Below are 17,728 nucleotides of genomic sequence, written 5' to 3'. Positions count from 1 at the left end.
ACCATTTGAATATTATTCGCACTTATTTTTACACATGTATCCTAAATAGTATTGATATAGCCATTTCCTCACTTTTCTTTTCTTGCTAGGCTTTAGTGATAAATGAAAAGTATAAAAATAATACAGGACGCACTATGTCGCAAACTCAACAAAAGAAGCTTGGTTTAACCGGAAAAATACTCATTGGTATGGGTACTGGGATTTTATTAGGCTTGCTTCTTCGCAACTTATTTCCCGAAAGTCAGTTTATTCAAGATTATATTGCCGACGGGATCTTAAATGTTATCGGCACAATCTTTATCTCCAGCTTACAAATGCTCGTGGTTCCCTTAGTATTTATCTCACTGGTCTGCGGTACCTGCTCGTTAAGCGATCCCTCGACTCTAGGACGTCTAGGAGGAAAAACTATTGCATTTTACTTATTTACCACCGCTATCGCGCTGAGTATGGCGATTCTTATTGCACTGCTTATTCATCCTGGCAATGCCTCGTTGGCAGCAGAAAATATGCAATACAGCGTCAAGGAAGCCCCTAGTCTTGCCAATGTATTGATCAACTTAGTGCCCCGTAACCCAATACAAGCAATGACTGAAGGTAATATGCTACAAATTATTATCTTTGCCGTTATTTTTGGGTTTGCGGTTTCTCACATAGGTGAAAGAGGTAAACGGGTTGCGGCATTATTTACTGATTTAAACGAAGTGATCATGCGCGTTGTCACCCTAATTATGCAGTTAGCACCTTATGGTATTTTTGCCTTAATGGCCAAACTGGCCTTAACTCTCGGTTTAGAAACGTTCGAAAGTGTTGTTAAATACTTCTTTGTGGTATTAGGCGTATTACTCATTCATGCTTTTGTTGTTTACCCCACGTTACTAAAAGTCTTCTCGAGGCCTAAGCCCACTGTTATTTATTCGCAAAATGCGCGATGTACAACTGTTTGCATTCAGTACTGCCAGTTCAAATGCAACGTTGCCAGTGACCATCGAAACCTGTGAACATCGTTTAGGTGTCGACAATAAAGTCGCTTCATTTACCTTGCCACTGGGCGCGACCATCAACATGGACGGCACGGCTATTATGCAAGGGGTGGCGACCGTATTTATCGCGCAAGTTTTCGGTATCGATTTAACCATTACCGATTATGCCATGGTCGTCGTCACCGCAACGCTGGCCTCAATTGGGACAGCGGGTGTACCAGGTGTTGGCTTAATCATGCTCGCCATGGTGCTTAACCAAGTGGGTCTTCCCGTTGAAGGGATCGCGCTTATTATGGGGGTCGATCGTCTTTTAGATATGGTACGAACGGCCGTCAACGTGACAGGTGACTCTGTGGCGACATTGGTGATTGCAAAATCAGAAGGCGCATTTAACGAAACGGTATTTCATGATACTCAAGCGGGTAAAACTGCTGGTAGCTTTGTTGACCAAGTCAATGCAGAGGTCAAAGACTAAGCTGATTTCCCGATGCATGGGCAATGATACATAACAGCGGCTCATGCAAGTAAGTGGATGTTACAGCGGCTTGATAAAAGCAAACGAAAATGAAAAAAGGCGTCCAATGGACGCCTTTTTGATTTCTATGCTACTTGGGAATTCAACGCTCCCAGTATGCCTCTTCTAAACTGTCTTCTTTTTCTGGTAAGCCACGAGAAAGACGTGGGCTGTGCTGGGCGAGCACCTCATAAGCCACGCGGTTAGCGTACTTACAGACCTGTGAAAACGAGGAGTAACATAACCCGTCTCGTTTGTGTTTACTCGAACCTGGCACGTTAGCTTTATGGTAGGTATTTGAGGCCAAATCATGCAGTAATGCTGCCAGGGCACCATCACCGGCACCGTTAGTATTGCGGATCACTTCTGGCCCACCCATGTAAGGTGGAATATGAGCAAACACCTTAATTGGGGTATCACAATCGTTTTTAAGTTTGGGTCTAGAAAACTCATAACGATTAAACTCAGGAATGATGCCAGGTAGCAAGGTATGACTGGTTTCACGTTTCTCTGATTCTTCGGTATAGCCCGCCATATATAAACCTAACGGGCCGGCGGTGGTTAACACTAAATCACACCACTCTAATGCGGCATCACTGGCGCTTAACGGATCGCGAAAACCGGTTAACGCTTCGCCTTCATCTTCATTCATCGCCAAAATAGAAACATTATCTTTGATGAAATTAATCCACCACTGTGGATCTTCCTCAATTAAAAAGCGCGTTCCTAATGTCAACACCACTGGCACATCGGCCTCTTTGGCGTATTTAATGGCCGTTAACGCTGCATCAGTTATCTGATCACCACCGCTGGCGCGCATCAGATAAGCCGTTAACACTAACGCCGATGAGCTCTGCACCACCTCTTTATCGATAAACTCAGGGGTCAACTTATCCATTGCCCCCTTACTGATAGCAAAGGTGCGCTCACCACAAGCAGAGATTAAGGTAAAACAGCGACCAATAGGGCCATCAACCGGTTGCAGGTAATTTAAATCCACTTTTGAAGAGGTGTTACAGAGGTAGCGATAGGCATAACTGCCCACTTCAATATTGTTGCTCATGACCCCAAATAACACCGAGCGATCGTCAGCTAAGATAGAGTAGTTGTGTACGGTATTGCCAATGGTACCGCCGGCAAACTCGTCACTTATCATGTTAGATTGCTTAAGTTCGGTATAAAGTTGGTGCGCCTTCTCATCGTCAATAAGCGTCGAATTACCTTTGGGTAATCCATAGCGGCTAAGCAACTCATCTTCGACTTTGGCTTCGATATCGACCAAGGTTTGATCAATACCACTGATATGGGTAGTAATATGTTGTGGCTGCAGGGTTAACTGCGCTAATAATGGATCGCGATTTTTAACTGGAAAGTAATGCTTAGACTTACGTTGACCAGGAAACTTCATACCTAACTCACTTGTGTCGCATCCATGCAAAATCGAATTGAAGTAAATAGTAAACCAGACCCTCTTAATTCACTATTTACAGAACTGAGTCAATGAAAACGACCACAGCCCTTACCCTACTAAAATGGCGGCAGATTTTACCATATAAAATGCGACTAAGCAGTGATTTATACTACGGTAATGACATTGAATGACTAACAAAACAACCAAAGGACACGGCTAAATCGTAACCATAGAGACTTAAACGCAAAAAGCCCACCGAAGTGAGCTTTTATACTGTATTACATCTGTAAGCGACTGTAAGTACACTGCCGCTAATCAAGACTAATTAGCCGATCGCCTTAACAATGGCATCACTGACAGAGGCAACGCTTTGGGTGCCGTCAAACTTATTGTAAGTCAAGCCACCTTTGGCTGCGAGGGCACCATAATATTCAATCAATGGCTTAGTTTGCTCATGATAAATCGCAAGACGCTTACGCACTGTGCTCTCTTCATCATCAGGGCGAATAGCTAAATCTTCACCTGTTACATCGTCCTTGCCTTCCACTTTAGGTGGATTAAACACCACGTGATAAACACGGCCTGAACCTGGGTGAACACGACGTCCGCTCATGCGCTTAACGATCTCTTCATCTGGCACATCGATTTCAATCACATGATCGATTTCGATGCCGCTAGCCGCCATAGCATCCGCTTGTGGAATAGTGCGTGGGAAGCCGTCCAACAGGAAACCTTTTGCACAATCGTCTTGTGCAACACGCTCCTTAACTAAGCCAATAATCAGCTCATCAGAAACCAATTGTCCTGCATCCATCACTTTCTTTGCTTCAAGGCCAAGTGGCGTTCCCGCCTTAACCGCGGCACGTAACATGTCACCCGTTGAAATTTGTGGCACACCATATTTTTCCATGATGAACTGGGCCTGAGTACCTTTACCGGCACCTGGGGCACCTAATAGCATAATGCGCATCTGAGAGTCCTCTTATTTCGCATAGAGTTGATTATTAGTTTTGATGATTCAATTGGAATTATTTTTATCATTGGGCGGCGATCTTCGCACATATGGCCGCCCTTTTGAAGTGAAGAAACCGGGGTTTTAGTTCGACTTTAGGCTGATACAGTTAAATCAACTGGCCTTTAGTCATTAAGCAGCACTAAAAGCCAAGGAGCAGATAAAAAAAGCACAATGATTAGTACAGCAAGCTGTATAACTTGCGTCGATATTGATTAGCAATCGAATTACTTTGACCCATCGCCGTCAAAATATCCATAAATAACTGCTTCAACTCACCGTTATGTGCGCCGATGTCTTGTCGCAACACAGCAAATAACCTTTCCAGTGCCTCTTCATCTCGGTTAGCACCATGCAGGGCTTTTGCCAAAGAGAGCAGTAAACTCAAGTCTTGTGGATTGGCTTCGACATTGTCCATCAATTGACGAATTTCAGGTGTGTCGGCAGCATCGAGCGCGAGGGTTAATTTCGCTCGCAAGCTTTGATAATAGCCATCTTGATCTGCCAGCCCTACACCATCGAGAAGCACTTGAGCTTGATTGATATTACCAAGGGTTAATAGCGCATCGGCATAGACCAAGGCAACTTCCGCTTGTTGATTGGCTTGATAGGCCTGCTGCAATAGCGGTAAGGCTTGCTCAACGTCATTTGTGGCGAGTAAGGTTTTCGCCTCTGCCAGTTGTAATTGCCAAACCTGTGGCAAATGCGGCTCAAACATGGCTTCAATTTGGGCAGGCTCTTGAACGCCAGCAAAGCCATCGATTGGTTTACCATCGCGCAACAGCAAGGTCGTCGGCACACTCTGGATCTGGAAATAATTCGCAATTTCCAGCTCTGCATCGCAATTGACCTTCGCGAGTACAAAACGACCCGCCTGTGCGCTGGCCATTTGCTCTAGTGTCTGTACCAATGTCATGCTTTCAGGGCTTTGCTGACTCCAAAAAGTCAACACCACCACCTGTTGCATTGACGCATCAACCACTTGTTGGATGTTCTCTTTAGTTAAATCCAATACCGTATCCATAAGATCCCTTCGCATAGATTAAGCGCATATAAGAAGAGGCAGTTAAACTGCCTCTTGCGTTTGACGGCTAATTACTTCATGCCCGCCAGCAACATCTTGTTCATTAACTTAATGAATGCCGATGGGTCGGCTAGGCTGCCTTTTTCAGACAATTGCGCCTGTTGTAATAATAGCTCAGACCATTGGCCAAACACCTCGTCATCTTGCTCGTTATCTAAACGTGCGACCAGCGGGTGTTCTGGATTAAGTTCAAACACGGGCTTGCTTTCAGGCACTGCTTGGCCAGCGGCTTGCATCAGTTTAATCATCTGCGATGACATTTCGCCTTCACCTGCAACCACACAAGCTGGGGTATCGGTCAAACGCGTGGTGACTTTAACGTCAGAAACCTTGTCACCTAACGCCGCCTTCACTCGCTTGATCAAGCCTTCAGATTCCGTTTCCAGTTTTTTCTGCGCTTCTTTTTCCTCGGCATCTTCAAGATCGCCTAACTCTAAGTCACCACGAGTGACCGAGTGCAACTGCTTGCCCTCGAACTCGGTTAAGTGGTTAATTAACCACTCATCGATGCGCTCGGACATCAATAGCACTTCAATCCCTTTCTTGCGAAGCAACTCAAGATGTGGGCTATTCACGGCCGCTTCATGGCTGTCAGCAACAATATAATAAATCTTGCTTTGGCCCTCTTTCATGCGGCTTACGTAATCACTGAGCGATACGGTATGTGCAGCTTCATTAGTGTGAGTCGATGCAAAACGCAGCAAACCAGCGATACGATCTTTGTTGGCAAAATCTTCAGCTGGGCCTTCTTTAAGCACTTGGCCAAACTCTGCCCAGAAAGTTTGATACTTTTCAGGCTCATTTTTTGCCAGTTTCTCAAGCATACTTAATACACGCTTGGTCACAGCAGTGCGCAGTGCGGTGGTTATCTTGTTGTCTTGCAAGATCTCGCGCGATACGTTGAGCGGCAGATCGTTAGAGTCAATCAGACCTTGCACAAAGCGCAAGTAGCTTGGCATAAACTGCTCGGCATCATCCATCACAAACACGCGCTGCACAAACAGTTTTAAACCATGTTTACGATCGCGATTCCATAGATCCCACGGCGCTTTTGCAGGGATATACAGCAAGCTGGTGTACTCTTGCTTACCTTCTACGCGGTTGTGGCTCCACATGAGTGGATCAACAAAGTCATGGGAAATATGTTTGTAAAACTCTTGGTATTCTTCGTCAGTCACGTCGCTCTTATTACGAGTCCAAAGCGCGGTGGCTTTGTTCATCGGCTTCCAGTAACCCTCGGTAGCTGGAATGGCCTCGCCACCTTCTTCTGTCGCTTCTTGCGCTGGCGTTCCCTCTTGCCACATCTCTACAGGGACAGAGATATGATCTGAGTATTTAGTGATGATTGAGCGCAAACGGTAATCATTGGCAAACTCTTTTTCCTCTTCACGAAGATGCAAGATAACCTCAGTACCGCGAGTCTCTTTTACTATGTTTTCAACGGTAAATTCACCTTCGCCAGCAGATTCCCACTGCACAGCTTCATCGGCAGCATGACCGGCAGCGCGCGTGCGTACGGTTACCTTGTCGGCCACGATAAAGGCAGAGTAGAAGCCTACACCGAATTGACCAATAAGCTGTGAATCTTTTGACTCATCGCCAGATAGGTTTTTAAAGAACTCCGCAGTGCCTGATTTAGCGATGGTACCTAAGTGTTCAATCACGCCATCGCGAGTCATACCAATACCATTATCTTCAATGGTGATGGTGCCCTTTTCACTGTCGGCGCTCACACGTACGCGTAACTCACCGTCACCTTCGTACAGATCATTATTGGTCAATGCTTGGTATCTGAGCTTATCGGCAGCATCGGCGGCGTTGGAGACCAATTCACGCAAGAAAATCTCTTTGTTAGAGTACAAAGAGTGGATCATCAAATTAAGTAATTGTTTGACTTCAGTTTGAAAGCCATGGGTTTCTTGTTGTGACATCGATTATTCCTTCTTAAATTTCACAAATGACGCTCTATGGCTTAAGAGATGGGGTTAGAATTTTGCTTTTCAAGTTTAAAATTGTCAGAGCGGTTCATTTGCTCAAAAAAAATCCAGCATCAAGGTGCTGGATTTAAAAGAGTCACGATAAACCTATGATAATTACAGAGGTAAGCGCCCGTTGAATGACAAGGCTAATGTGGTGCTATCGACATATTCAAGTTCGCCCCCCACTGGCACACCATGGGCAATGCGACTGACATTTACAGCATGTTGCCGCGCCATGTCGGCAATAAAATGTGCCGTTGCATCGCCCTCAACTGTTGGATTAGTCGCTAAAATTAACTCGCTAATCTCACCGCTGGCCAGATGCTGCTCAAGTAGACTGAGGCCTAACTCTTCGGGCCCGACGCCATCGAGGGGCGATAAATGCCCTAAGAGCACAAAATAACGACCAGAAAAATACCCGCCTGCCTCAATGGCTAACACATCCGCTGGGGTTTCCACCACACAGATAAGATCGGACTGGCCGCGGCGGCTACTGGCGCAAATAGGACACAAGGTCTCTTCAGTAAAAGTACGGCACGCGCTGCAGTGACCCACATCACTCATGGCACTGGTCAGCGCCTGCGCTAAGGTCTGCCCCGCTTTGCGATTACGCTCCAACAACTGAAACGCCATGCGCTGCGCCGACTTAGGACCGACACCGGGTAAACAGCGTAATGACTGAATTAACTCATCGACCAAGGGACTAAATTTCATAATTAAGCGGGCATCCTACTGGTTAAAACATAAAGCGTTATTGGCTATAGTGATAAGTAGTTCATTGACATGACCAATGGGTTCTCATCAAATTATGCGCAGGATATTATCATAAATCATCGGCATGATGAGCCCTAATTCATGACAAAATCATTAAGCTAATATTTAAAATTAAGCAATCAAAATGATTGCCTATCAAACTTAAACATTAATAGTATTCTTAACTGCTTTATTATTTTTAATTTCAGACTCTTAATAACAAAATGCATCGTCGTAGCTCATAACTGCTATTACTCGACATTATCCAATACTCATCTGTGGCGAAAACTAAGGGGATTAATTGACATCACCTCTCATCGGATGCAGGAGATAAAATATTGACATCGAAAATCATATTCAGACTTGCCTTAGCTTTAACCACCCAGGCTTTATTGCTGCCCAAATTGCATCAATATCAATATGGGCTAGCCAAACAATTTTATACCTGCTAAGCCTAAGGTAAATAAAGATAATTAACCATTTTGTTTAATCGAGCCAGCGTCAGGTTCACTAGGCATTATCGGCTGAGCGGTTAAATTTAATACAACCGCACCTAGTATTATCGCAATGATTATCGACTCCAAGCGCAATAATTGAGCCGAAAAAGAATCGATGCCTTGGTGAGTAATGATCTGATAAATTAATACCGTGAAGTTGGTAAATAATAGTTGGTAAATACTCATACGAGCTTGACGAGCAATAGCATAGCAAGCCAATTGCAGTCCACAGGCTATCGCCGCGCCGCACAACAGCCAACCAGAAGCTCCTAATGCAGATAATAGCATCACAGGTAACGTAAATAAAATCCCTATCACAGTGGTGATAATTCGATTTTTACTATAAATACTGTGTTCATGAGGACTGGGGATCTTAATCATATTAGCTAAGGTGATCGCAATTAAGATAGTTTGAGAGCCACCCAATACGATAAACACCGCTAAAACCACACACATAATGCTAGCCTTAAACACAATAGTAGTAAGTGGTACTGCTACACCTATAATCTGATTTTCGTCAGGTAAAATATCTTGCTCGTCACCAGGAAACAGTATGAAGCATACATAGGTGATCACTAGCGCAATAATAAAAGCGGCAAACAACAGCCAGGGTAAACCATCTATTGGCGTACCAAACTGCTTTGTCATGACGGTCATAATGATCACAACAATTAGGACTAATGTAGACAAAATATCTTTAGGATCTTTATGGCTACGATAAAAACTCCAACACACCAATGACCAAACAAATAATCCATATCCGAAGGGTGAATCAAGTAGCAGTTGTCCCAACAAGACTAAACCAAAGCTGACAAACAATAGTACAACCAACAGCTTAATAAGTAAGCCTAATGGTGGTTTAGAGGGCATTAGGGTTAAAAAAATCACTACGAAAACTGGTGCTAATATTGGCAAAGGTGCGCCCTGATATAATAAGTACCACAGGAGTAAGATAGGCCCTAATACCAGCCTCAATATCGGATTAGCAGCGCTACGAAACATAAGTCCACACGCTGAAGATCTCCATCCACAATGAGGCCAACCATTCACCTATGGTGCTCTGCTCCGTAAAAAAGGCGACTGTCGCTTGGGATCCAAAACGAATATTGTGGGGCACAACACCACTTTCAAAAACAATATTAATGGGATAGCGCTGCGCTTTGATACCGCCAGTATCGGCAGTTAAAAAGCCAGTTGTTTGATCAATATTATTACTCCCCCCCGTTCCCCAGCCGATACTCTCCACCGAACCTAATAATACGCGCCCAGGCAAGGCATCGAGTACTACTTTGACTTTGTTGCCAGCACGAATGTGCTCGAGTGAATTCTCCCTTACTAAAGCAGATATCCACACACTGCGCGGATCTATAAAAGTGAGTAATGGTGAGCCTGCCGTTGCCTTTTGACCCACTGTCAGCTGGACATTAGTAACGATACCTTTTGAAGGCGCTATTACCGTGGTTTTTTGCAGATCTAATTGTGCTTGCTCTAGTTTGGCCATTGCCGCCAAGATATGGGGATTATCTTGCCCTGCTGGGCCTAAGTTTTGTTTGGCTTGTGCCAGTGAAGCTTCTGCCGCTTCAAGGCTGGCTTGGGTTCGCTCCCGAGCTTCAATTGCATTATCTAAATCAGCTTTACTTAACACGCCCTGATCTGCAAGTTCGATAATCCGTGCCGCTTGCTCTCTAGCATTATTACGGGCAGCTAATGCATCAACCACTTTGGCTTGAGCCACTTCAACTGCCGCCGTACTGGCACCAATATTTTGCCCAGCTAAGGCCAAGTTAGCTTGGGCCGCTTGAAAGTTAATTTGATAATTTCGAGGGTCGATACTAAATAATGGCTCTCCAGCCTGAACAATTTGATTATCTTTCACATTCACATCAATGATGTTGCCACTGACCTCGGTGGCAATTCTTACCAAATAAGCATGCACTCTCGCGTCGGCAGTGATCGGCGTGACGCGATCAGCCCACAGACTATAAAGCCAAACCATGAGCACTAATCCAATAAGATAAAAACTGAGTTTACGCGACGATTGTTCTGCTGCTGACATGCTGAATCACCTATTAGATATACTTAGCTTATAGTAAGCATATATCAATTTTACAACAAGAGGTTAACATCACAGTGGCGTGATAAAATATCGTATCCCGTCGATAGCAGTCATCCACTCTAATTTAAATAAACTTAAAAAAACAGAGTTAAAATACCGACATAAAAAAGCCTAAGGCAGGCTTAGGCTTTTAACAATAGCAGACCTTTGCAACCACAAAGGTCTGATTTAAAAATACTTTATTAGAAAGGCATCTTCATGCCTGGTGGTAGTTGCATACCGCCAGTCACTTCAGCCATCTTCTCTTTTTGATTTTCTTCAACACGGCGCGCTGCATCATTGCAGGCTGCTGCGATCAGATCTTCTAGCATCTCTTTATCGTCTTCTAGCAGGCTAGGATCGATGTCAACCTTACGAACGCTGTGAGAGCCTGTCATAGTTACTTTTACAAGACCCGCGCCGGCTTCACCCGTCACTTCCATACGTGCAATCTCTTCTTGCACTTTGGCCATCTTGTCTTGCATCATTTGGGCCTGTTTCATCAGGTTACCCATACCGCCTTTTCCAAACATATCGAGTTCTCTTCAATATTAAAAAACTGGCTAATCTTACTTAATTAGCACCAAGAAGCAATCAATGCTGATCACCAATCTACAAACTTATGATCTAAATACCCACGAACTTAATACACATCACGATTGCCATTATGACTCTGCTTTAGCAATAAAGTTCGATTTATTAATAAGCGCAATCGTCTTGCCACGTTGACCTAATCGCTCAGGGGCATAGCTTAAACTATCAGGCTCCATCTGCGCATTCATGGTCTCACTCAACCAGCGAATGTTATCATCATTAAGCAATTCATGATGCGCTAAGCCTAACAGTTCTCGGTGAAAACGCTGCCTGATCTCAAGCGGAGTCTCACGATTGGGCTCCATGCCAACGGTAATGGTAACCGTGCATTCGCCCTCTAAGGCTTTGGATAGCGCCGCTTCCAATTGCTGCACCGCGCCAGGTGCCGCCAAATGCTTTTGGTTGGGTTTTAATACGAGCGGCAACGGGTCAACAAATTGCTGACAAACCGAGTTAACCGCTAATTGTCGTACCCTGCCCCCAATGTCGAGTGCCGACATGAGTCGGTACCATTGCAGATCGATTTCATTACCACTAATGTCAGCGGTAAGCGTGGGCAAGTGAGTCTGTTCACTTGCCTCAGGCATCTGCATACTGTCTTGATCAGCTTGAATATTTTCAGGCTCAGCTTGCTGGGACATCATTGTCTGTGTTGCACCAGCGGCAGCTGACGTCTGAGCCTGGGTTAACTGCGACTCTGGCTCATGTGACGTGTCCGGCGTCGACAACGCTTTATCGTCTGCGGTTGGAGTTGGAGCTTGAGCCTGTACAGGCGCGGCAGGCGCTTCCCATGGTGGCCTATCATCAAGCTCGTTAACCATTACGCTATTGCTAGCCGTATGGGCAAGGACAGAGGCTTGATCACTTTGATAAGGTAAAGAGGCTGAATCGCTTACGACTGCGGCCTGCTCATCAGCTTGAAATGATGACGCTTCGCGTTTAGGCGGCACGAAGGCCTGTTGTCCCGCTTCAGGCTTTTTTGTGTCACTCTCCTTAGACGAGGTTTCATCTAAGTCACTGAGCAATGATTGCCTCGCTGAAAGGACGGCATCGAGTACGTCATCATCTGAAAATAGATCAGCTTCTTGCTCAGGAGCCTTATCTAAGGGTTGCTCAGTCGGGGGGGCCGTCACAGGGGGTTGAGCAGTGTCGTTGCTGTGCATTTGGCTAGCCAGGTAGGCTTCATAATCGCCAGGATCGGCGTCATTCACCGAGTCATAATCATCCAAATACTCTTGTGGCATCGAATAATCATCAACAGCATGAGGCGCCATTGAAGGCACAATAGCAGCATCAGTTAACTCGATGCTGGGTAAATTATCATCTGTTTCTTCAGCGGCAACGGGCACGCCCTGGCTTTGCGCTTGGCTTAAAATAAGCGCTTGCTCTGCAAGTAACGCTGTGTCGTCACAATCGATATCACCCTGCTCATCTGCTTGAGTAGGCTCACTGGCATCATCGATATCGCTGCCATTTAGGAGATGTTTAGGTTGCTCATCACTCGCCTTAGTGGCAGTATCAATGGCAGGTTTGCTCACCTCAACACTGGGCTGACTGGCTAACGCTTGGCTTGTATCATTACTGCTAACATGGTCATGCTTAGCTTGACTATCATCACGCACCTCACTTGTCGCCACTTCAGCAGCGTTAGCAGTACTGGTCGGCAAAGTAACCTTATGATTAGCTTCTACTTGCCAGCGTTTCACTGGCACTTCTGGGACAAAAGCGATAGCCCGCAGTAACGCCATCTCTAATCCTGATTTAGGATCCGGTGCATGGGGCAGATCTTTACGCCCAGTTAACAGTAACTGATAGTAAAGCTGCACTTGCTCTGGGCGTAGCTGCTCGGCAAACGCCTTGATCTGCTCGGCATAACGAGATAATTGCGCGGCGGCGGGGGCAAATTGGGTTAAGGTAATTTGGTGCAACAACTCCAGTAAGCTGCGCAACACCTCAAACGGATCGGCGCCATAAGAGAGCACTTCATCAGTCACCTGCATCAAATTAGCCACATCGCCATCACACAATGCATTGAGTAATACAATGACATAGTGCTCGTCTATAGTGCCGAGCATGGTTTGCACTTGACTAAGTTGCACCTGCCCTGCACCAAAGGCAATAGCTTGATCGGCCAGACTTAAGGCATCACGCATACTGCCGTTGGCGGCCTTAGCCAATAGTTTTATCGCGCCATCATCAAACGCGATATCTTCTTGAGCCAAAATAGTAGCAAGCTGCTGGCAAATCTCATCGAGTGTTAAACTTTTTAAGTTAAATTGCAGGCAGCGCGATAGTACGGTAACTGGCAGTCGCTGAGGATCGGTGGTTGCCAGCAAAAACTTCACATGTTCTGGTGGCTCTTCTAGGGTTTTAAGCAGCGCATTAAAACTACTGCGAGACAACATGTGCACTTCATCAATAAGGTAGACTTTATAGCGACCACGTGATGGCCGATATTGCACGTTATCGAGCAATTCACGAGTATCGTCAACTTTAGTACGCGACGCCGCATCGACTTCAATAAGATCAACAAAGCGCCCCTGGGCAATTTCAACACAGCTGCTGCATTCGCCGCATGGCGTGGCCGTGATCCCTTGCTCACAGTTGAGTCCCTTAGCAAATAACCGCGCTAAACTGGTCTTACCGACACCTCGGGTGCCTGAAAACAGGTAAGCATGATGTAAGCGGTTTTGTGTCAAGGCGTTGGTCAAAGCATGTAAAACATGTGACTGGCCGACAACTTGCTCGAACTTGGCAGGGCGCCACTTTCTGGCTAACACCTGATATGACATGGAACTCCCCAACTGTGTCATCAATCAATAACGGAACTCGCTTCCGACAATGGGCAAACAATAACACGCTAAGGCGTAACTCGCTAGCAAGCAGCAGCTTGGGTAAAGGTTATTTTTAACCATTAGGTCACTGTCGCAGCATGTTTAATCGATAAAATAAAAAAGTGGCAATGAGTGTTTGAAAATCAATCAGATAAATATGAAGTTAAAAACAAAAATGCTACGGATACTTCTGCACCGTAGCATATGAGGGGCTCAAAATGACCGTGATTATTCGCCGTCAAACTCGCACAATGTCATCAGCTCAAGATCTAAATCATTCAAACGTTGTTCACCGCCTAAATCGGGTAAGGAGATCACAAAGGCAGCATGGTTCACTTGACCACCTAACTTACGGATCAGTTTTACCGTCGCTTCTATAGTGCCACCGGTCGCTAATAGATCGTCGACAACCAACACCTTATCGCCAGCATTGATTGCATCGGTATGGATCTCTAACATATCGTGACCATATTCAAGCTCATAGCTTTCGGAAATGGTTTCACGTGGTAATTTACCCGGTTTACGCACTGGCACAAATCCTAGGCCGAGTTCTAATGCCAAGGGTGCTCCAAATAAAAAGCCACGAGCTTCGGTACCGACGACTTTGGTAAATCCACAGTCTTTGTATTGTTGCACAAACATTTCAATGGTTGCTTGATAGGCATTATGATCTTCCATTAGGCTGGTCACGTCGCGAAACATGATGCCTGGTTTCGGATAATCAGGAATTGTTTTAATGCTCTCTTTGATCAAGGCTAACTTGTCTATATTCATTGCTACCATCTTTGTCAATTAAACCCCTTTACGGGAAAAACTGACCATTAAGGTCAGTTCAATTAGAATTTTCGCTAAAGCTTAAGCCCCTTTGGCAAGGGTTGCAACAACGAGTGTCACAAAGCGCAGTCAAGACTGACGTGCGATATCATCATTAGTCACTTAAGTCGTATTATAATGCGGCACTATTGCAAGCTGACGTCACTCGGCTTTTACCCAATAAACAAAACGTCACAACCTGTTACTCTTCCAACTCTGGGATCTGACGTAAATAAAGCAGTAATAGTGTTACCATGCACAGCAACATCACTTTCACCCATAGTAGTGGCACTATGGCGATACTAACACCAAAACTTAAGCTAGTTGCCACGTAAGCCTTACGTTTTAAGCCCCTGCGCATAGCGCGTTTGCTTTCCCAATCTTGCAACGCATCAGCAAACCAAGGGTGGCACAGCAACCAAGCATGTAAACGACTGCTCGAACGGGCAAAACAAAACGCCGCTAATAGAATAAATGGCACTGTTGGTAATAAAGGGACAACAATACCAATAATGCCTAATAACAAACTTATCAGGCCAACCATTAACAACAAACCACGCTTAAGCGCCATTAAACCCCCACATAAAAAACCACTCGACAATGAGTGGTTAGTATACCTGAGTTCAGAATTGAGACTACAGCAGTTGTAGTTGCTTCAACCAAGATAAGGTGGCTGGTAATGTTGGCAGCATCAATACGAGCAAAAATCCAACAAAATAAACAAGATTAAACGGGTCTTTAAACGGCTGACTCATGACTTCCTCACTCGAAATTAGTGGCTTACATTGATCTAGATCAATTTTCGCGGCCATTATAGTGAGATGTGCCCTCGATAGAAAGTCTTATGAGTAACAAATTAACCGTGCAGCGCTAAGATAATATTTTTATCACTCATCTCAGTTAACATCTGCCTGCAACCATTGACCAACATATCACCATCCATCTGATTAAATGTCTGTTTAAGCCACTGACAAACATCAATAAAGCTAACGCCATCGCACTGGCCGATATAAGCCAACACCTGCGCGGCTAATGGATTTAACTGTAAAAAGCACACTTCATCTTGTGCATCACGGTAGATACAGAAAAAATGGGGCTGGGCGCTTGGGCTCATAGGGCGATAATTGGGACTGATATTCTGCACATCATAGTGATATTGCGCCACTTGCGCCGCGACATTCAGGCACAGTGTCACGTCATTAATTTCTGCTGCGCTAAATGGATGCTGTGTAGGTTGTGTAGGCACCGTCGCCACCAACAGTTCAAGCCATTCATAGTGTGCGAGCTCAAGCATAAAGGGCGCGTCATGTTCATTAGGTTGATATTCATGCTGTAAAAACTGCAAAAATTCTTGTGCTATTTCAATAAAAATCGGTGTTTGACAATCATGATGCACAAAAAAATCTTGCACCAGCGCATTCCAATCATCCTCATCATATAAAGAACAGAGCACCGGGAAACCGTTAGACACAAACCCTTTAATATTATTGAAAAATAGCTCTCGATAAATACGCATCCGGCGTTTATCCGTCCCCGGCGGCAAAGGCAATGAGGGATCACGAATGTAATCGATAAAGGATTGCTGCACTGTTATAAAATTCATTTACGCACTTCGCTCCTGCCGTGATAATGCCGCCGTTTGGTAAGCGTGTATTTGGTTAATCTCCTGCATTAGTATCTCTGTCTTGGGGATATTAAAGTCGCGCTCTAATAACGTTGGAAAGACCCCATGGTGGGCGTAGCACTGTTGCAGCAGTTGCCACACGGGGGGGATAACGTCGCTACCGTGGGTATCAACCATTAAATCAACGGCCTCTTGATAATGGCCTGCAATGTGTAAATAAGCGATACGCTCGGTGGGCATCGCCTGTAAAAAAGATAAGGCATCATATTGATGGTTAATCGAATTAACATAAATATTGTTTATATCGAGTAATAATCGACAATCTGCCTCACTTAATACCGCTTTAACAAATTCAAGTTCACTCATCTGGCTGGCGGGCGCCGCATAAAAGGAGACATTTTCAAGAATAAAGGGCCGTTCAAGTATCTCCTCTACTTGTTTAATGCGCTCGGCCACATGAATAACCGCTTCATCGGTAAAGGGGATCGGCATTAAATCATACAGGTGACCACTGCCTGAGCAGTAACTTAAGTGCTCTGAATAAATCTCTATCCCATGCAAGTCTAAAAAACCTTTAACCTGTTGCACAAAAGCGGTATCTAGTGGTGCGGGACTGCCGATAGAGAGTGATAATCCATGGCAAAAAAATCGATGCTGCTCCGTCAACTGACGAAATTGACGTCCAAATTTGCCGCCTAAGGTCATCCAATTTTCAGGCGCGACCTCAAAAAAGTCGATCCCGCTCGGTACCGAGTGGCAAAATTCATTGAGCATCTCTCGGCGTAAGCCTAAACCTACGCTAGCTACTGGAGCCATAAGTCCCTCTCATCATTAAACTCATATAAAAATAAAAAGTCTGTACATTAAAGACACTAGGCCAGTAAATACTGGCCTAGTTGGCATTGGTGAATAAAATAGGCACTGCAATTATGGCTCTGCACATTAACACTCTATTCAGCAACTAACCATCACCCATCACAAATCAAGCAATTGAATTGCAAAGGAAAAACAAACACATAGCCTTGCCATACTTACTTATTACCACCACACTTGCCCTCTTTAGTCTTGGTCTCGCCGCCACACTTACCTTCTTTCATGGCTTTTTTCTCGGCGCCACATTTACCTTCACCACATTTTCCCTCTTTCATGGCTTTCTTCTCGGCACCGCATTTGCCCTCTTTCATCGCTTTGTTTTGGGCACCACATTTACCCTCCTGCATGGCTTTATTCATGTTTTCGCCACATTTACCTTCACCACACTTCCCTTCTTTGGCAGCTTTACGCATATTTTCGCCGCATTTACCTTCACCACACTTCCCTTCTTTGGCGGCTTTCTTCATGTTTTCGCCGCACTTACCTTCCCCGCACTTACCTTCCCCATCGAGGAGTTGATAGCCAGATTGCATTTCAGAGTATCCGAATGGATTGGCTTGTGCTTGGGCAGCAAATGCAGTACTGACACAAACAGTACCTAAGGCAACAGCGACTGCGGTTTGTTTAACTAATTTCATAATCTTTCCTTCTTTCATCCAATGGTA

14 protein-coding genes and 1 pseudogene are annotated in these 17,728 nt (G+C 45.0%); 1 reads left to right on the top strand and 14 read right to left on the bottom strand.

Translation table 11 applies throughout. From position 1 onward, the window contains the following. Positions 1-134 precede the first annotated feature (134 nt). Positions 135-1,455: pseudogene (locus AC5YBZ_RS08040) on the top strand (dicarboxylate/amino acid:cation symporter). A gap of 142 nt (positions 1,456-1,597) precedes the next feature. Here the strand turns inward: AC5YBZ_RS08040 and AC5YBZ_RS08035 are convergent. The 14 genes from AC5YBZ_RS08035 to AC5YBZ_RS07970 form a co-directional block, all read right to left on the bottom strand. Beyond that, entirely contained in the window at positions 1,598-2,902 is a 1,305-nt protein-coding gene (locus AC5YBZ_RS08035; RefSeq protein WP_494524731.1) for an inosine/guanosine kinase, read from the bottom strand. Positions 2,903-3,230: 328 nt separating this feature from the next. Then, the gene (gene adk / locus AC5YBZ_RS08030) at positions 3,231-3,875 is read right to left on the bottom strand and encodes an adenylate kinase (RefSeq protein ID WP_494519263.1); all 645 of its coding nucleotides are present in this window, start codon (positions 3,873-3,875) and stop codon (positions 3,231-3,233) included. A gap of 220 nt (positions 3,876-4,095) precedes the next feature. Continuing rightward, complete coding sequence (locus AC5YBZ_RS08025) at positions 4,096-4,941, bottom strand: co-chaperone YbbN (protein ID WP_475516694.1); 846 nt, start codon at positions 4,939-4,941, stop codon at positions 4,096-4,098. A 71-nt stretch (positions 4,942-5,012) separates the two neighbouring features. Continuing rightward, positions 5,013-6,932 (bottom strand): molecular chaperone HtpG, encoded by a 1,920-nt coding sequence (gene htpG / locus AC5YBZ_RS08020; protein ID WP_494519264.1) that lies wholly within the window; start codon positions 6,930-6,932, stop codon positions 5,013-5,015. A 162-nt stretch (positions 6,933-7,094) separates the two neighbouring features. Then, the gene (recR, locus tag AC5YBZ_RS08015) at positions 7,095-7,694 is read right to left on the bottom strand and encodes a recombination mediator RecR (RefSeq protein WP_494524730.1); all 600 of its coding nucleotides are present in this window, start codon (positions 7,692-7,694) and stop codon (positions 7,095-7,097) included. Between the two features lie 512 nt (positions 7,695-8,206). After that, positions 8,207-9,280, bottom strand: a complete 1,074-nt coding sequence (locus AC5YBZ_RS08010) for a DUF2955 domain-containing protein (protein ID WP_494524729.1) — start codon at positions 9,278-9,280, stop codon at positions 8,207-8,209. Beyond that, positions 9,222-10,286, bottom strand: a complete 1,065-nt coding sequence (locus AC5YBZ_RS08005) for an HlyD family secretion protein (RefSeq protein ID WP_494519267.1) — start codon at positions 10,284-10,286, stop codon at positions 9,222-9,224. The genes AC5YBZ_RS08010 and AC5YBZ_RS08005 overlap by 59 nt, the downstream gene beginning before the upstream one ends. A 242-nt stretch (positions 10,287-10,528) precedes the next feature. Beyond that, positions 10,529-10,858, bottom strand: a complete 330-nt coding sequence (locus tag AC5YBZ_RS08000; RefSeq protein ID WP_069672062.1) for a YbaB/EbfC family nucleoid-associated protein — start codon at positions 10,856-10,858, stop codon at positions 10,529-10,531. 132 nt (positions 10,859-10,990) lie between these two features. Then, the gene (dnaX, locus tag AC5YBZ_RS07995; protein ID WP_494524727.1) at positions 10,991-13,711 is read right to left on the bottom strand and encodes a DNA polymerase III subunit gamma/tau; all 2,721 of its coding nucleotides are present in this window, start codon (positions 13,709-13,711) and stop codon (positions 10,991-10,993) included. 270 nt (positions 13,712-13,981) lie between these two features. Then, positions 13,982-14,536 carry an adenine phosphoribosyltransferase gene (apt, locus tag AC5YBZ_RS07990; RefSeq protein ID WP_494521629.1) on the bottom strand — a complete coding sequence of 185 codons (555 nt, stop codon included), beginning with the start codon at positions 14,534-14,536 and terminating at the stop codon, positions 13,982-13,984. A gap of 232 nt (positions 14,537-14,768) precedes the next feature. Beyond that, positions 14,769-15,137 carry a YbaN family protein gene (locus tag AC5YBZ_RS07985; RefSeq protein ID WP_494519269.1) on the bottom strand — a complete coding sequence of 123 codons (369 nt, stop codon included), beginning with the start codon at positions 15,135-15,137 and terminating at the stop codon, positions 14,769-14,771. Between the two features lie 285 nt (positions 15,138-15,422). Then, positions 15,423-16,169, bottom strand: a complete 747-nt coding sequence (locus AC5YBZ_RS07980; protein WP_494519270.1) for an HvfC family RiPP maturation protein — start codon at positions 16,167-16,169, stop codon at positions 15,423-15,425. Continuing rightward, positions 16,170-17,006 carry an HvfB family MNIO-type RiPP peptide maturase gene (locus AC5YBZ_RS07975; protein WP_494524726.1) on the bottom strand — a complete coding sequence of 279 codons (837 nt, stop codon included), beginning with the start codon at positions 17,004-17,006 and terminating at the stop codon, positions 16,170-16,172. Between the two features lie 215 nt (positions 17,007-17,221). Further along, positions 17,222-17,701 carry an HvfA family oxazolone/thioamide-modified RiPP metallophore gene (locus AC5YBZ_RS07970; protein WP_494524725.1) on the bottom strand — a complete coding sequence of 160 codons (480 nt, stop codon included), beginning with the start codon at positions 17,699-17,701 and terminating at the stop codon, positions 17,222-17,224. Positions 17,702-17,728 lie beyond the last annotated feature (27 nt).

The sequence above is a fragment of the Shewanella sp. 553 genome, assembly GCF_059338375.1.
The sequence above is the reverse complement of the archived record's forward strand: the minus strand, read 5'-3'. Positions and strand labels throughout refer to the sequence as shown.

Coding starts and splice junctions, on each gene's coding strand:
- AC5YBZ_RS07975 (WP_494524726.1), bottom strand. CDS start 17,006: ATGGCTCCAGTAGCTAGCGTAGGTTTAGGCTTACGCCGAGAGATGCTC.
- AC5YBZ_RS08000 (WP_069672062.1), bottom strand. CDS start 10,858: ATGTTTGGAAAAGGCGGTATGGGTAACCTGATGAAACAGGCCCAAATG.
- AC5YBZ_RS07970 (WP_494524725.1), bottom strand. CDS start 17,701: ATGAAATTAGTTAAACAAACCGCAGTCGCTGTTGCCTTAGGTACTGTT.
- AC5YBZ_RS08005 (WP_494519267.1), bottom strand. CDS start 10,286: ATGTCAGCAGCAGAACAATCGTCGCGTAAACTCAGTTTTTATCTTATT.
- dnaX (WP_494524727.1), bottom strand. CDS start 13,711: ATGTCATATCAGGTGTTAGCCAGAAAGTGGCGCCCTGCCAAGTTCGAG.
- AC5YBZ_RS08025 (WP_475516694.1), bottom strand. CDS start 4,941: ATGGATACGGTATTGGATTTAACTAAAGAGAACATCCAACAAGTGGTT.
- AC5YBZ_RS08035 (WP_494524731.1), bottom strand. CDS start 2,902: ATGAAGTTTCCTGGTCAACGTAAGTCTAAGCATTACTTTCCAGTTAAA.
- apt (WP_494521629.1), bottom strand. CDS start 14,536: ATGGTAGCAATGAATATAGACAAGTTAGCCTTGATCAAAGAGAGCATT.
- recR (WP_494524730.1), bottom strand. CDS start 7,694: ATGAAATTTAGTCCCTTGGTCGATGAGTTAATTCAGTCATTACGCTGT.
- AC5YBZ_RS07985 (WP_494519269.1), bottom strand. CDS start 15,137: ATGGCGCTTAAGCGTGGTTTGTTGTTAATGGTTGGCCTGATAAGTTTG.
- AC5YBZ_RS07980 (WP_494519270.1), bottom strand. CDS start 16,169: ATGAATTTTATAACAGTGCAGCAATCCTTTATCGATTACATTCGTGAT.
- htpG (WP_494519264.1), bottom strand. CDS start 6,932: ATGTCACAACAAGAAACCCATGGCTTTCAAACTGAAGTCAAACAATTA.
- adk (WP_494519263.1), bottom strand. CDS start 3,875: ATGCGCATTATGCTATTAGGTGCCCCAGGTGCCGGTAAAGGTACTCAG.